Here is a 15229-nt window from a genome sequence, read left to right as displayed (position 1 = left end):
CCCGTGGACCAGTTGATCGCCGAAGACCCGACCCGCATAGGCCCGTACCGCCTGATCGCCCGGCTCGGCGCGGGCGGCATGGGCCTGGTCTATCTGGGCCGTTCCGAGGTCGGACGCACCGTGGCCGTGAAGGTCGTGCAGGCCGAGTACGCCGGGAACCCGGAGTTCCGTAAGCGCTTCGCCCGTGAAGTCGCCGCCGCCCGGCGGGTGGGCGGCAGCTGGACGGCGGCCGTCCTCGACGCCGACACCGAGGCCGACGTGCCCTGGGTGGCGACGCAGTACATCCCGGGGCCCGATCTGCACAGCGTGGTCGCCAAGGACTTCGGGCCGTTGCCCGAGCACTCGGCGCATACCCTCGCCAACCGGCTCGCCCTCGCGTTGCAGGCCGTGCACGAGGCGGGCCTGATCCACCGTGACCTCAAGCCGTCCAATGTCCTCGTCACCGTCGACGGCCCGCGCGTCATCGACTTCGGTATCGCGCGGGCGATGGACAGCCTGGCCGGAGACAGCCTGCACACCCGTACCGGCATGCTGATCGGTTCCCCCGGCTTCATGTCGCCGGAGCAGGTCCGCGGCCTTGAACTCACCCCCGCCAGCGACGTCTTCTGCCTGGGTGCCGTCCTCGTCTACGCCACCACCGGGCGCCTTCTCTTCGGCGCCACGGACACCGGCCTGAACGCCCACCTCTTCCGCGTCGCCGAGGAGGAGGCGGACCTCACCGGCGTACCGGCGACGCTTGCCGATCTCGTACGAGAATGTCTGCACAAGGACCCGGCCAGGCGGCCCACCCCGCAGCAGGTGGCCATACGCACGACGACGGACCGGGCCGAGGAATGGCTGCCGGGCGCGGTACTGGCGCAACTCGGCCGCCACGCAGCCAAGTTGCTGGACTACGCCCCCGCAATCCCCGCCCCCGCAACCCCCGCGACCCCTGATCCGGCAACCCCCGTCACGACCCCAGACCCCCGCATCTCGCCTCCGCAGCCCCAGCCCCAGTCCGCGTCTCACCCCGCCTCGCAGCCGCCACCTCCGCCACCCGCGTACGCCCCGACCGCCCTGGCGCACTTCGGCCCCGCGCAGGCATTCGGGCCACCGCCGGTCACATCACCCGGCGCCTGGCCCGCCGCACTCCCGGCCCCGGTCTCGGCCCACCTCCAGGATGTGGCGCCCCCGCACCCCAGGCGCTGGTGGGCCCTGGTGGTGGCCGTCCTGGTGCAGCTGATGGTGCTGATCGAAGTGCCGGCCCTCAACATGGCGATGCCGTCCCTCCAAGCCGACCTGCACATCAGCTCCAGCAACTTGGCTCTGCTGTCCCTCGCCTATGCGGTGGCCTTCACCGGACTGCTGCCGCTCGGCGGGCACCTCGCGGATCTCGTTGGCCGCAAAGGGGTGTTGATCGTCGGCCTGGTCTGCTTCGCGGTGGCCGCCGGGATGGGCGGTTCGGCCTCTGTTGCCGGCACGCTGATCTTTGCCCGCGCGCTGCAAGGCGTCGCCGCCGCGCTGCTGTCGTCGTCCGCGCTGTCCCTGGTGGCCACCGGCTTCACCGACCCGAAGGAACGCGGCAGGGCCTTCGGGGTCTACGCCGCGGTCGCCGGCGGCGGTACGGCGCTCGGGCTGCTCACGGGCGGGCTGCTCGTCGAGGGCCTGAGCTGGCGCGTGGCCCTGTACGCCAACATCCCCCTCGCCGTGGTCGCCTTCATCGGCGTGGCCACCCTGCCGCACGACCTCCAGGGCCGCACCGGCGCCCGCTTCGACGTGCTCGGCGTGCTGCTCAGCTCCGTGGGGTTCGGCGCCCTCGTCTACGGCTTCAACAAGGCCGAGCCGCTCGGCTGGACCGACCCCGTGACCGTGGCCCTGCTCGGGGCCGGCGTCCTCCTGCTCATCGCGTTCGTGTGGTGGCAGACCAAGGCGTCCAGCCCGATTCTCCCGGCGTCCCTCCTCAAGGACCGCAACCGCGTCGGCTGCCTGCTCGCCATGGTCCTGGCCGGCGCCGGCTTCTTCGCCCTGTTCCCGGCCCTGGCCTATTTCCAGGGGAACATCCTCGGATATACCCCGGCGCGGACCGGCGTGGCCTTCCTGCCCATGGTCGTCGCGCTCGTCATCGGCTCCACCCAGGTCTCCGCCCGTCTGCTGCACCGTGCCGCGCCCCGCGTCCTGATCGTGGCGGGCCTGGTGACCGCGGCGCTCGGGCTGCTGATCCTGACCAGCCTGACGATCGACAGTGGGTACACGACTCAGGTGCTGCCCAGCCTGCTTCTCACCGGCTTCGGTATCGGCCTGGCCTTCACGCCGGTCTTCGCCATCGCGACCGGCGACGCCGCCTCGCCACAGCCCGGCGGGGCCTCGGCCGGCATCGTCACGGCCCACGAGGTGGGTGTGGCGATCGGCGTGGCCCTGATCAGCAGCGTTGTCACCGCCCGTCTGAACTCCGCGCTCGCGTCGGGCCGGTCGACTTCCCAGCAGATCCCCGAAGTGCTGCTGAGCGGCTACGCCGACACCCTCTGGTGGGCGGCCGGCGGCATGCTGCTCGCGGGCCTCATCGCCGCCATGATGATCACGGTTAGGGCGCCGAAGGGCATCGCGACCTGAAGCAAAAGCAACATCAACTCGGCATGCCCATACCTATATAGTGTGCGGCCGGGTCGATCTTCGGCCGTTTTCACACATCGGCTTCGGCCGTTTTCACCACCCGGGCCTCGGCCCGTATCACCACTCGGGGGAGTCGTGCTTTCCATCCGTCATGCTCTTGGCACCGCCATGCTCGTTTCCGTGGCGCTGACCCTCACCGCCTGTCAGCCCGGCGAGACCGACGACACCGGTGCCGCCGGAAGCAGTGCCAGTCCGAGCGCCACCGCCTCCGCGGGCGCTACAGCCACCGCCAGTCCTGCCGCCTCCGCGAGCGCGGACAACGGCTCCTGCCCGACCATCGCCAAGGGCCACAAGGTCATCTGGGTCAACAACGTCGAAGGCGCCATGAACAACGTCATCGCCAAGGACGCCAAGATGCACTGCGACCCGAAGTCGGACGCCGGTGCCGCCTACGAGCCGGTCGGTGAGGTGAAGACGTACTCCATGGCCTCGGGCGACACCAAGGTGACCGTCATCAGCAAGAACGACATGAAGCAGAAGGCCCTCACCGCCCAGGACGGCGGCATCGCCCACGTCAAGACGTGCGCGGACCCGAACGGGACCTCGTACGACGGCGGTCAGGCCTCGGCGGACACCAGTGACTGCTGGGGGATGAACTTCTACGACGTCGCCGTCGGCGCCGACAACAAGATCACCGCGATGACCGAGGTCTACTCCTCGTAAACAGCCGTGGATCGCCGGGGCGCGGCACCCCCCTCAGGTGCCGCGCCCCGTCCCCCGCCATCCCCCGCGCCCCCCGGTCACCTGGTCTATTCGGCGTCTATTCGGCTTCTATTCGACGGCCGTCACCGGCGGCAGCGTCCCCGTCCGGGCCGCCTGCCGGTACCAGAGGGCGCTCGACTTCGGCGTACGGGCCTGCGTCGCGTAGTCCACGTACACCGCGCCGAAGCGCTTGCCGTAGCCGTACGCCCACTCGAAGTTGTCCATCAGGGACCAGAGGTAGTAGCCGCGGACGTCCGCGCCGTCGGCGATCGCCTGCCGTACGGCCGACAGGTGGCCGTGCAGATAGGCGATCCGCTCCGGGTCGTGGACGCGGCCGTCCGGGTCCGGCTTGTCGTCGTACGCCGCGCCGTTCTCCGTCACATACAGCGGCAGGCCCGGCGCCTCCCCGCTGTAGCGCATGATCAGGTCGTGCAGGCCCGTCGGGTCGATCGTCCAGCCCATCTCCGTACGCTCGCCCGGGGTTTGATGGAAGGCGACGTCGTCCGCGCCCGGCCAGGGGGAGAAGGAACTCGCGCCGTGGCCGTCCGCGCGCGGGCCGTCGGCCGATGCCGCCGCGGCCGACACCAGCGTCGGGGTGTAGTAGTTGAGGCCGAGCGCGTCGAGCGGCTGGTTGATCGCCGCCAGGTCGCCGTCCAGGACGTACGACCAGTCCGTGACCGACGACGTCGCCGTCAGCAGGGTCTCCGGGTACGCGCCGTGCAGCATCGGGCCGTGGAAGACGCCGTTGGCGAGGTCGTCGATGCGCCGGGCGGCCGCCAGGTCGGCCGGGTCCTGGGAAAGCGGCCTGACCACCGAGGAGTTGAGGCTCACCGCGACCGAGTTGCGGGCGGGCATCGTGGCGCGGAGTGCCGAAGTGCCCAGCCCGTGGGCCAGGTTCAGGTGGTGGGCCGCGCGCAGGGACGCCGCCGGGTCCGTACGGCCCGGAGCGTGCACCCCGGAGCCGTACCCCAGAAAGGCGCTGCACCAGGGCTCGTTGAGGGTGATCCACTGCTCGACGCGGTCGCCCAGCGCGTCGCCGACGATCTGCGCGTACTCGGCGAACCGCAGCGCGGTGTCGCGCTCGGGCCAGCCGCCCGCGTCCTCCAGCTCCTGCGGAAGGTCCCAGTGGTAGAGGGTGACCGCCGGCTTGATGCCGTGGGCGAGCAGCTCGTCGACCAGGTTGCGGTAGAAGTCCAGACCGCGCTGTACGGCGGGGCCGCGGCCGGTCGGCTGCACGCGCGACCAGGAGATCGAGAAGCGGTACGCCGTCAGGCCCAGCTCCGCCATCAGGGCCACGTCGTCGCGGTAGCGGTGGTAGTGCTCGACAGCGATGTCACCGGTCTCACCACCGGCCGTCTTGCCGGGCGTATGGCTGAAGGTGTCCCAGATCGAGGGGGTGCGGCCGTCCTCCCGCACCGCCCCCTCGATCTGGTACGCGGAGGTGGCCGCGCCCCAGAGGAAGGCGGGAGGAAAGGTCACAGGGGTAACGGGCTCAGGCATGGAAGCGCTCCCATAAGGGGTCGTGGAGACCGACGGTCAGGAGGAGGGGGGAAGTGGGGGGAGGTGCGTGGGGCCGGGGCGGCGGTGACCCGGCCCCGTCGGCGGCTGCGCGGCCGGCGGCGCGGCGGGTCAGCCCTTGATCGCGCCGTTCATGATGCCGCCGACGATCTGCTTGCCGAACAGCAGGAAGGCGATGAGCAGCGGCAGCGTGCCGAGCAGCGCGCCCGCCATGATCACGGCCTGGTCGGGTACGTAGCCGGTGCCCAGCGAGTTGAGGGCGACCTGCACGGTCGGGTTCTGCTGGTTGAGCGCGATGATCGGCCACAGGAAGTCGTTCCAGGCCATCACGAAGGTCAGCAGTCCGAGCACCGCCATCGCGGGGCGCGCCGCCGGGAAGACCACGTGCCACACCACGCGCAGGCTGTTCGCGCCGTCGACGCGCGCCGCCTCGATCAGCTCGGTGGGCAGCGCCTGCACCAGGTACTGCCGCATGAAGAACGTGCCGAACGCGGTGACCAGGGTGGGCAGGATGACCGTCGGCAGATGGTTGGCCCAGTGCAGGTCGCTCATCCACAGGTACAGCGGTACGACGGCCAGCTGCGGCGGGATCATCATCGTGCCGATGGTCAGCAGCAGCAGGGTGCTGGAGAACCTGAAGCGCAGCTTGGCGAAGGCGAATCCGGCGAGCGTGGAGAAGACCACCGTACCGATGGTGATGGTGCCCGCCACGATCGTGCTGTTGAACATCGCGGTGCCGAGCCCGGCCTGGTCCCAGGCGGCCTGCATGTTCTTGAACAGGTTGCCGCCGAACCACAGCGGCGGCGGCGTCTGCGCCAGGCGCTGGTCGTTGCGCGAGGCCGCGATGGCCGTCCACACCAGTGGCGCCAGCGAGACCAGCGCGAAGACGACCAGGACGACGTAGGTGACCGGGCCCGCGTGCAGCTGCTTGCCCGCGCCGAGCACCCGGCGCCGGGAGCCCCGGCCGTCCGTGCCCGCGCCGCCGCCGTCGCCCTTCACCTTCTCCTTTGCCTGAGGCAACGTCAGATCACTTGTGGTCATTGGGACTTCCTCAGGCGTCGGGTGAACAGCAGATTGATCACGGCGACGATCAGCAGGATCAGGAACATCGACCAGGCGATCGCGGACGCCTTGCCGAGGTTGCCGATGATCCAGCCCTGGTCGTACATGTACAGGCCGAGCGTCTGGAACTGGTGGTCGGAGCCGCCCTTCGAACCGCTGAGCCCGCCGAACAGCAGCGGCTCGCCGAAGAGCTGGGTCGCGCCGATGGTGGAGACGACCACCGTGAACAGGATCGTCGGCCGCAGCATCGGGATGGTGACGTGCCGGAACTGCTGCCAGCGGTTGGCGCCGTCCAGCGCCGCCGACTCGTACAGGTCGGTCGGGATCGCCTGCATCGCGGCGAGGTAGATCAGCGCGTTGTAGCCGGTCCACCGCCAGATCACGATCGAGGAGACCGCGAACTGCGAACCCCAGTCGGACTCACGCCAGTTGACCGGGTCGACCCCGACGAAGTGCAGCAGCCAGTTGATCATGCCGCCGTCCCACGAGTACAGCAGCGTGAAGACGAGCGTCGCCGCCGCCACCGAGGTGGCGTACGGGGTGAGCATCACGACCCGCCACACGGTCGAGCCGCGCAGCCGGTAGTTGAGCAGATGCGCGATCGCGATCGCCATCAGCAGCTGCGGCACCGTGGAGATCAGACCGATGGTGAAGGTGTTCTTCAGGGCGTTCCAGAAGAAGTCCGAGGACCACAGGTTCTTGTAGTTGTCCAGGCCCGCCCAGGTCTGGTGGTCCAGCGAGGCCAGCTGCACGTCGTGCAGCGAGTACCAGGCCGTGTACAGCAGCGGGATGAGCCCGAAGGCCCCGAAGATGATGAAGAAGGGGGCGATGAACGCGTACGGCGACGCCTTCATGTCCCAGCGGTACAGCCGGCTGCGCCACGAACTCGAGCCCGGGGGCGGCGTACCGCGACCGTGAGCGCCCCCCGCCGCGCCCGGCTTGGAGCCGGGCGCGGCGTCAGCACTCGGCGCGGGTTGCGCGAGAGCCTGCTTGGAGCTGGTCACTGGCCGAGCACGTCCTTGATTTCGTTGGTGGCCGCCGACCACCCCTGAGCAGGGGTCTTGCCCTTCTGCTCGACCTGGAGGATGCCCACGTCGGTGATCGCGGTACCGATCGGCTGGTCCTTCGTGCCGAAGTACTGCGTCGGGATGGTCTTCGCCGAGTCGGAGAAGATCTGTGCGATCGGCGCGTTCGAGAAGTACGCCGTGGTGTCCGCCAGCGGCTTCAGGCTCGCGTACGCCGACGGGGTCGACGGGAAGCTCGCCTGCTTGGCGAAGACCTTCGCCTGCTGCTCGGGCGCGGTCAGCCACTTCGCCAGCGCGATGGCCTCCTTCTGGTGCTTGCCCGCCGTCGGCACACCGATGAACGAGCCGCCCCAGTTGGCCGCGGTCGGCGCCGCCGCCACGTCCCACTTGCCCTTGCCGGAGTCACCCGACTTTTCCTCGATGTAGCCGATCATCCACGCGGGGCAGGCCACCGTCGCGAAGGTGGCGTTGGAGAAGGCCTTGTTCCACGGGTCCTCGAACTGCTTCAGCTTCGCCGACATATTGCTGGTCGCGACCGTCATCGCGTTGTTCCAGGCCGACTTCACGCCCGTGGACTTGTCCCAGATGACGTTGCCGTCCTTGTCGTAGTACCGCTCGCTCTCGCCACCGAGCGCGGCGTTGTAGACCGAGGAGGCGGAGTCCACGAACTTGGTGCCGCTGGGCGCCTTCTTCATGTACTCCTTGCCGAGCGCAACGTACTTGGACCAGTCGCCCTTCCACTGCGCGGCGAGCTTGGTGCGGTCCGTCTCCAGACCGGCCTTCTCGAAGAGGTCCTTGCGGTAGCAGATCGCCATCGGGCCGATGTCGGTGCCGAGCGCGATCGTCTTGCCGTCCTTGGTGGTGGCCTGCGCCAGCTTCCAGTCCAGCCACTGGGACTTGTCGACCTCCTTGCCCAGGTCGACGAACTTGTCGGCCTGCGTCTGGACGGCCTCGGTGACGTTGCCGACCTCGATCGCCTGGATGTCGTCGGTACCGGAACCGGCCTGCAGACGTGTGAGGGTCTTGGGCCAGTACACGTCGGTCTTGGTGGTGACGTTCTCCTTGATGGAGATGTTCGGGTGCAGCTTCATGTACTCGTCGTAGAGGCCGGCCTGCTTGTAGCCGAAGACGCCGAAAGTACCGATGGTCAGCGTGGTCGTGCCCTTGCCGCCGCCTCCGCCGCCGTCCGACGACCCCTTGTCTTTCGAGTCGCTGGCGCAGCCGGCCAGCAGCCCTGTGGTCAGCGCGGCGACGGCCGCGAGGGCCCCCAGCCTGCGGGACCGACGGGTACTCGTGCGCATTGCGTCCTCCTGTTGCCTGACGTGCCGACCCCCCGGCCAACTGCTCTGTTGGGCCCGTTGGTTCTCGCTGCGGCTCGGGCGGGGAACGTGCGGGATGTGTATGTGTCAGGTACTGTGGGAGCGCTCCCACAGGTGATGTGTTGAAGAGTCGTCGGTCCGGGCGGGGGTGTCAAGGGTGGGAGCGCGGAGAGATGCGTTCAGTTATCGGCCCGTTAACTAACCGCGGGGGACGGGTCGGAGGGGGGCTTCGGGGCGGGGGGAGTGGCTCGTGTCAGTGTGACTTGCCGGCTCCGGGTGGTGGTTTCGGGGGGTGGCTCGGGCGGTTGCCGGGTGGTGGCTCGGGCGGGGTCGGGTAGTGGCCTGGGCGGTTGCCTGGGGCGTGGCCTGGCGGTGGTTCGAGCGGTTGCCGAGTGGTGGCCAGGCCATGGTTCGGGCGGTTGCCGGGTGGTGGTTCGGATGGTGGCCAGACGGTGGCAGGGCGGTGGCAGGGCGAGGTCGGCGCGATCGCCGGGCTTCTGTACATGAACGGGACTGTTAGATTCCAGGCCAGTCGCGCAGCGCGCGGTGTCGACGGGAGGCGGACCATGGCAAGCCACGGAGCGCGGGGCCGGGGCGGCGGCCGGCCGACCTTGGAAGAGGTCGCGGCACGCGCCGGAGTGGGCCGCGGCACGGTCTCCCGGGTGATCAACGGCTCCCCACGGGTCAGCGACGCGACCCGCGCCGCCGTCGAGGCGGCGGTCGCGGAACTCGGCTACGTCCCCAACACGGCGGCCCGTGCCCTCGCCGCCAACCGCACGGACGCCATCGCCCTCGTCGTCCCCGAGCCGGAGACCCGCTTCTTCGCGGAGCCGTACTTCTCCGACATGCTCAAGGGCGTGGGGTCCGAACTCTCCGAGACCGAGATGCAGCTCCTGCTGATCTTCGCGGGCAGCGACCGGGAGCGGCAGCGGCTGGCCCAGTATCTGGCGGCCCACCGGGTGGACGGCGTCCTCCTGGTCTCGGTCCACGCGAACGACCCCCTCCCCGACCTGCTCGCCCAGCTGGAGATCCCGGCCGTCATCAGCGGTCGCCGCTCGGCCGACGAGACGCTGCCGTCCGTGGACTCCGACAACTACGGCGGGGGCCGCGCGGCGATCGAGCACCTGATGGCCCGGGGGCGCCGCACGATCGCCCACATCGCGGGGCGTCTCGACGTCTACGGTGCCCAGCGCCGCGTCGACGGCTACCGCGAGGCGCTGCTCGACGCGGGCCGCGAGGTGGACGAGCGGCTGATCGTCCCCGGCGACTTCACGGAGGAGGGCGGCCGCCGTGCGATGACCCTGCTCCTGGAGCACTGCCCCGACCTCGACGCGGTCTTCGCCGGCTCCGACGTCATGGCGGCCGGCGCCCGCCAGGTCCTGCGCGAGGAGGGCCGCCGCATACCCGACGACGTGGCGCTGATCGGCTACGACGACTCCGCCATCGCCCGCCACATGGACCCGCCCCTGACCAGCGTCCGCCAGCCGATCGAGGAAATGGGCCGCGCGATGATCGACCTCCTCCTCGGCGAGATCGCGGACCGCCGGCCGGCGGTGTCGCGCGGGCTGGAGAAGCGACAGCTGGTGCTGCCGGCGGAGCTGGTGGTGCGGGAGTCGTCGTAGGGCGTGCGGTGTCTGGTCGTACGGCGTGCGGTATCCGGTCGTACGACGTCGTACGCGCCGGTCGTATGACGCCATACGCGCGCCGGTGGTACGCCGTCGTACGCGCCGGTGGTACGACGTCTCGTGCGCGGCTACCGGTACCAGTCGCCCTCGCCGCCCCCACTGTCCCCGCGTGCCCGCCCGAGGTGGTCCCGCAGGTCCCGGGCGGCGAACCGATCACCGCCGTCATTGCTCCGCCGTTGCCGCAGCGCGATGCCTGACCTGCGGCTTCTCTCCACATGGGGGCGGGGTATTACGGCATGGTGGCGAGCATGGTCCTGCATCCCTTGCTCGGAGTTGATGAAGTGCCCGCCGTGGAACCGTACTTGGGCCGCGTGGGCGAGGTGTTCAAGGTGTTCAGGGAGCAGGACTCGGGGTGTGTGTCGTACGGGGTGCGGCTGCTCGACGGTGCGCGGTGGTTCGTCAAGGAGTCGGTCAACGACAGCGCACGGCGCTCACTCGATCGAGGATGGGCATTTCACCGGGCCGTACGGCACTCGGCGATCGTCCCCCAGGTCCACCGGATCGCCGTGCGCGGAGGTGGCGGCTGGGCGGTCGTGATGCCCTGGCGGGAGGGCGAGGTGCTGTACCACGCCACCGTGGGCGGTCCCCGCGACCGTACTAGCCCGGGCAGCCCGATGGCCCGCTTCCGCGCCCTGCCCACCGCCCGCGTACTGCGCGCCTTCGACCGGGTCCTGGACGCACACCTCGCGGTGGAGGCCGCCGGCCATGTCGCCGTCGACTTCTACGACGGCGCGCTGCTCTACGACTTCGCCGCCGACGCGGCCCATCTCATCGACCTCGACGAGTACCGGCCGGGTCCCTTCGAGGTGGAGGACGAACGGCTGCCGGGCTCCCGGCGGTTCATGGCCCCCGAGGAGTTCGTGCGCGGGGCGGTCATCGACACCCGTACGACCGTCTTCACCCTCGGCCGCACCGCCCGGCTGCTCCTGGACGCGGGTGACGAGGAGCGCGCCTGGCGCGGCACACCGCAACAGCTGGCGGTCGTCGAACGCGCCACGTTCCCCGACCCGGACGACCGCTTCGCCGACGTCCACCGTTTCGCGGCGGCGTGGCGCGCGGCGGGCGAGCCTCAGGAAACGTGAGGCGACGGCCGTACGGTCAGTTCCCAGCGGGCCTCGCCGCCATGGACGGTGCCGGTCGGGGACAGTCCCGCCGCCTCGGCGACGGCCGCGGAGGCGTGGTGGCCGGGGTGGATGTGGGCGAGGACGGTACGCACGGACCGCGCCGCCAGCCACTCCACCAAGCCCCGGGCGGCCTCCTTGGCCAGCCCCCGCCCCTGCCACCGCGCGCCCAACACCCAGGCGATCTCCGCCCGCTGCCCGACCACAGTCGCCTGCACCGTCCCCACCAGGCACCCCTCCTCACGCAGTCCGAGCACCCAGTTGCACCAGGAGACAGCGGGGTCGGGGGAACCCACGACGAGCCGCTCGTACCGCGCGCGCAGCGCCTCGGGACCGTCAGGGGTGCCCCCGATGAAGGTGTGCAGCGCCGGGTCGGACAACACCTCGGCCATCTCCTCGGCGTGCTCGATGCGGAGGGGGAGGAGGTCGAGGTGGGTGGTGCGGATGGTGTCGGCGGACACGCGGGGCGTGGGTGCGGGCCAGGGGTGCCCGTCGGGCGACGCCGTCGCCGGACGGCCCGCCAGGACGAAGTCCCTGTATTCGTCCCCCGACATGGCCGCGTTGACCCACCGTCCCCGTACCGCTCCCGTGTGACGCTCGGCGGCGTTCAGGGCGGTCAGCGGGTCGTCGGCCGTGGTGATCAGGAGACCGAACTCGGCGCGTTCGTCGTCGGGATCGAGGGGCGGGAACTCGCCGAGGTCGCAGAACGACTCGTCCCCGATGTCCTCTACGGAGTGGAGGTGGATCTCGTACCCCGTCTTCACCGGACTGATCTCCACATACCGGACACCGGGCCGCTCGGGCGAACCGGCCGGACCGAGGAACTGTTCGATCGGGCGGCCCCGGCGCAGGGCTCCGAGGGCGAAAGGTTCTGCGAGATGGCGCACGCGGGAAGGGTACGGGCTTCGGTGGTGTGTGGAACGTGCGGGAACGCAGTCAGCCGGTGACCTGTTCGAACAGGTCACCGGCTGACTGATCAGGGTGAGTGACGGGACTTGAACCCGCGGCATCCTGGACCACAACCAGGTGCTCTACCAGCTGAGCTACACCCACCATGTCCGGTCTTGGTTTCCCTGACCGGCCGAGAAAAAGTGTACAGGGTCCGAAGGGGTGCTCGCGCACGGCTTTTTCGGGGGCCCCAGGAGGGCCCCGTCAAAGGCCTACTCGGCGGGCAGGACGTGCTTCGCCGCGATGGTGCGGGCGGTCTCCGAGTCGGGGCCGGGCTGGGGGACGAAGATCGCCTCGCGGTAGTAGCGGAGCTCGACGATGGAATCGCGGATGTCGGCGAGGGCGCGGTGGTTGCCGTTCTTGTCCGGGCTGTTGAAGTACGCCCGGGGGTACCAGCGGCGGGCCAGCTCCTTGACGGAGGAGACGTCCACGATGCGGTAGTGGAGGTAGTCCTCAAGGGTCGGCATGTCGCGGAGGAGGAAGCCGCGGTCCGTGCCCACGGAGTTCCCGCACAGCGGGGCCTTGCCCGGCTCCTTGACGTGCTCACGTACATAGGAGAGGACCTGCTCCTCGGCGTCCGCGAGGGTCGTGCCCGCGGCCAGCTCGTCGAGGAGGCCGGAGGCCGTGTGCATCTGGCGCACCACGTCCGGCATCGTCTCCAGCGCCGCGTCCGGCGGGCGGATCACGATGTCCACGCCTTCGCCGAGCACGTTCAGCTCCGAGTCGGTGACCAGTGCGGCCACCTCGATGAGCGCGTCATCCGACAGCGAGAGCCCGGTCATCTCGCAGTCGATCCACACCATGCGATCGTTCATGTGTCTCACCCTACGGCCCGCTCCGGCCGACTGGACCCGCCCGTGCGCGCGGGCGCACGGGAAGGGGGCCCGCACCCCAAGGCGCGGGCCCCCTTCCGGCAGGTACTGCTACGGCGCACTCCGCTGCCCCGGCAGGCTCGGGCGGCCCGCCGCGTACAGCTCGGGCTTGCCCGAGTCCGTGGACAGGGACGCAGCCGGGCCCAGGGCGCTCGCCGCCGCTGTGCGGCGGGTCTGCATCGGGACCGGGCTCTCCTGGTGCACGGACGGTGGCGGTCCGGCCGGAGCCGCCGAGCTGTCCGTGTCCGACGAGCGGTCGGACTGCGGCCTGCGGGCGCGGTACGCCGCCCGGTACGCGGCCGGGGACGATCCCAGCTGGCGCCGGAAGTGACCCCGCAGCGCGACCGGCGAGCGGAAGCCGCAGCGGCCCGCGACCTCGTCGACCGAGTAGTCGGAGGTCTCCAGGAGACGCTGTGCCTGCAGTACGCGCTGAGTGATCAGCCACTGCAGGGGAGCGCTCCCCGTGAGCGAGCGGAACCGGCGGTCGAAGGTGCGGCGGCTCATGTACGCGCGTGCCGCCAGCGTCTCGACGTCGAACTGCTCGTGGAGGTGCTCCAGCGCCCAGGCGACGACCTCCGCGAGGGGGTCGGCGCCGATCTCCTCCGGCAGGGACCGGTCGAGGTAGCGCTCCTGGCCGCCGCTGCGGCGCGGGGGGACCACCAGACGGCGGGCCAGGGCCCCGGCCGCTTCGTTGCCGTGGTCCGTCCGCACGATGTGCAGGCAGAGGTCGATTCCGGCCGCCGTACCCGCCGATGTCAGGACGTCTCCGTCGTCCACGAAGAGTTCTCGTGGGTCCACATGCACCGACGGATAGCGCTTGGCCAGCGTCGGTGCGTACATCCAGTGGGTCGTCGCCGGACGGCCGTCCAGTAAACCCGCCGCCGCGAGGACGAAGGCGCCGGTGCACAGCCCGACTATGCGGGCACCCTCCTCGTGCGCGCGGCGCAGTGCGTCGAGCGCGTCCTCCGGTGGTGGCGAGGTGATCGACCGCCAGGCGGGCACGACCACCGTGCCTGCCCGCGAGATCGCTTCCAGGCCATGTGGCGCGGTGAGTTCCAGGCCCCCTGTGGTCCGCAGTGGGCCTTCCTCGCCGGCGCACACCAGTAGGCGGTAGCGCGGCACGCCGGCGTCCTGGCGGTCAATCCCGAACACCGACAGCGGTATGGAACTCTCGAAGATGGGGCCGCCGCTGAACAGCAGCACCGCGACGATCTCCTTGCGGCGTCGCCCGGAAAGTTTCCGGGCCGCGGCTTCCGGCGCGGCAGTGGAGTCGTGGCTCATACTGCTAAGCCCCCCTCGGTGGTCGCGGCTCCTCGGTTGTGTCGCTCCTGCACGTTTCCCCTCGGTCCTGCACGAGTCCCCCGCCGTAAGACAAGATCGAATCTACTGTGTCCCTGGGCGCCAAGGTGACCAGTTCGCTACTCCGCAGAATGTCGACATGGCAACTTGGCGTGAAGCATTCGATCACGAAGCGTTGCACTCGTGGGCCGTGCAGGGAAGTGCGCCTCGTGGCAGTGGCCAATCCACGTAGGGTGCGCGAGCCCCCTGTGGCCCTTTCAGTGCAGGTCGAACGGGGGTTGGGGGGTCGTTCGACCAAGGGATGCGCGGTGCGCAGAAGTTGGCTGAAAAGTAGCGGGCGCGTGCGCGGAAACCGGTCAGTCGACCGGCTTGTTTCCCGCGCCGTGCCGACCACCTCCGTGCGCCCCCGCACCATTTCTTCCGTGTGCGGCGACCACACCGCGCGCACCGCCCACTCCGGACCCATCACGAGGGCCGGGCGGACCGCCCAGTCCGGCCACACCGCGGGGCCCGCCCGCTCCGGCCACGCCGTGCGGGCCGCTCCTGCCGTGCCGGCCGCGGTGCGGGGCCCGCTCCGCGGCGCGCAGTCGCGCCGCGCCGCGTTCCGACTGCCTCAGCAGCACCCGGCAGGCCCCGGTCACCGCCGCCAGACCCAGGGCCGTACCGGCCGCGCCGGCCAGCGAGGTGCCGTACCAGACGAGGACCACCGGGACCAGGACACAGCTGAAGGCCGCCCAGCGCACCACATCGCTCGCGGTGTCCGGGACGGGCGGCGACGCGGAGTGTGCCGCGGGGGAGGTGTGGGACGCGGTCTCGGGTCCGGGCACGGTCTGCTCCCTAGTACTCCAGTGCTCCCCATGGCGAGCGAGTACGTGCGGGCTCCCCATGGCGGTGGCTTACCGGTTCAACGCGTGTTCGACCGGCCGGTCACTGTCGGCCGACGGTCGTGCGACGATGAAAGGGCCCCTCCCTAGGTGAACCCTGTGCAAACCGCCTGTACGGGGCAGCAACCATTGCGTTACGGGCGCC

At 70.4% G+C, this 15229-nt stretch carries 12 protein-coding genes and 1 tRNA gene; 4 read left to right on the top strand and 9 right to left on the bottom strand.

Translation table 11 applies throughout. The features are described from left to right. Positions 1–3: 3 nt before the first annotated feature. Both OG975_RS17730 and OG975_RS17725 read left to right on the top strand, forming a co-directional pair. The gene (locus tag OG975_RS17730; protein WP_406330248.1) at positions 4–2589 is read left to right on the top strand and encodes an MDR family MFS transporter; all 2586 of its coding nucleotides are present in this window, start codon (positions 4–6) and stop codon (positions 2587–2589) included. A gap of 180 nt (positions 2590–2769) precedes the next feature. Then, positions 2770–3312: a hypothetical protein gene (locus OG975_RS17725; RefSeq protein WP_406330247.1), complete on the top strand. Its 543-nt coding sequence runs from the start codon at positions 2770–2772 to the stop codon at positions 3310–3312. Between the two features lie 108 nt (positions 3313–3420). Here OG975_RS17725 and OG975_RS17720 read toward each other — a convergent pair whose 3' ends face one another. From OG975_RS17720 to OG975_RS17705, 4 genes are all read right to left on the bottom strand, one after another. Further along, a complete protein-coding gene (locus OG975_RS17720; RefSeq protein WP_406330246.1) occupies positions 3421–4851 on the bottom strand; it encodes a GH1 family beta-glucosidase in 1431 nt (476 codons plus the stop codon). Between the two features lie 129 nt (positions 4852–4980). Then, entirely contained in the window at positions 4981–5910 is a 930-nt protein-coding gene (locus tag OG975_RS17715) for a carbohydrate ABC transporter permease (protein ID WP_406330245.1), read from the bottom strand. Continuing rightward, positions 5907–6935 carry a carbohydrate ABC transporter permease gene (locus OG975_RS17710; protein ID WP_406330243.1) on the bottom strand — a complete coding sequence of 343 codons (1029 nt, stop codon included), beginning with the start codon at positions 6933–6935 and terminating at the stop codon, positions 5907–5909. The genes OG975_RS17715 and OG975_RS17710 overlap by 4 nt, the downstream gene beginning before the upstream one ends. After that, positions 6932–8257, bottom strand: coding sequence for an ABC transporter substrate-binding protein (locus OG975_RS17705; protein ID WP_406330242.1), 1326 nt, complete (start codon positions 8255–8257; stop codon positions 6932–6934). The genes OG975_RS17710 and OG975_RS17705 overlap by 4 nt, the downstream gene beginning before the upstream one ends. 584 nt (positions 8258–8841) lie before the next feature. On the opposite strand from OG975_RS17705, the gene OG975_RS17700 reads away from it, so the two are divergent. After that, complete coding sequence (locus OG975_RS17700; protein WP_406330241.1) at positions 8842–9897, top strand: LacI family DNA-binding transcriptional regulator; 1056 nt, start codon at positions 8842–8844, stop codon at positions 9895–9897. Between the two features lie 311 nt (positions 9898–10208). Beyond that, positions 10209–11042, top strand: a complete 834-nt coding sequence (locus OG975_RS17695) for a serine/threonine protein kinase (RefSeq protein WP_406330240.1) — start codon at positions 10209–10211, stop codon at positions 11040–11042. Here the strand turns inward: OG975_RS17695 and OG975_RS17690 are convergent. The 5 genes from OG975_RS17690 to OG975_RS17670 form a co-directional block, all read right to left on the bottom strand. Further along, positions 11030–11635, bottom strand: a complete 606-nt coding sequence (locus OG975_RS17690) for a GNAT family N-acetyltransferase (RefSeq protein ID WP_406336306.1) — start codon at positions 11633–11635, stop codon at positions 11030–11032. The genes OG975_RS17695 and OG975_RS17690 overlap by 13 nt on opposite strands. Positions 11636–12061: 426 nt before the next feature. Beyond that, positions 12062–12134 (bottom strand) — tRNA-His (locus tag OG975_RS17685). A 107-nt stretch (positions 12135–12241) separates the two neighbouring features. Then, a complete protein-coding gene (gene orn, locus OG975_RS17680; RefSeq protein ID WP_406330239.1) occupies positions 12242–12844 on the bottom strand; it encodes an oligoribonuclease in 603 nt (200 codons plus the stop codon). A 108-nt stretch (positions 12845–12952) separates the two neighbouring features. After that, positions 12953–14182, bottom strand: coding sequence for a helix-turn-helix domain-containing protein (locus OG975_RS17675; protein WP_406330237.1), 1230 nt, complete (start codon positions 14180–14182; stop codon positions 12953–12955). A gap of 374 nt (positions 14183–14556) precedes the next feature. Next, positions 14557–15027 (bottom strand): hypothetical protein, encoded by a 471-nt coding sequence (locus tag OG975_RS17670; protein WP_406330236.1) that lies wholly within the window; start codon positions 15025–15027, stop codon positions 14557–14559. Positions 15028–15229 lie beyond the last annotated feature (202 nt).

It is taken from the genome of Streptomyces sp. NBC_00203, from assembly GCF_045206325.1.
Classification (GTDB): Bacteria; Actinomycetota; Actinomycetes; order Streptomycetales; family Streptomycetaceae; genus Streptomyces; species Streptomyces lutosisoli.
The sequence above is the reverse complement of the archived record's forward strand: the minus strand, read 5'-3'. Positions and strand labels throughout refer to the sequence as shown.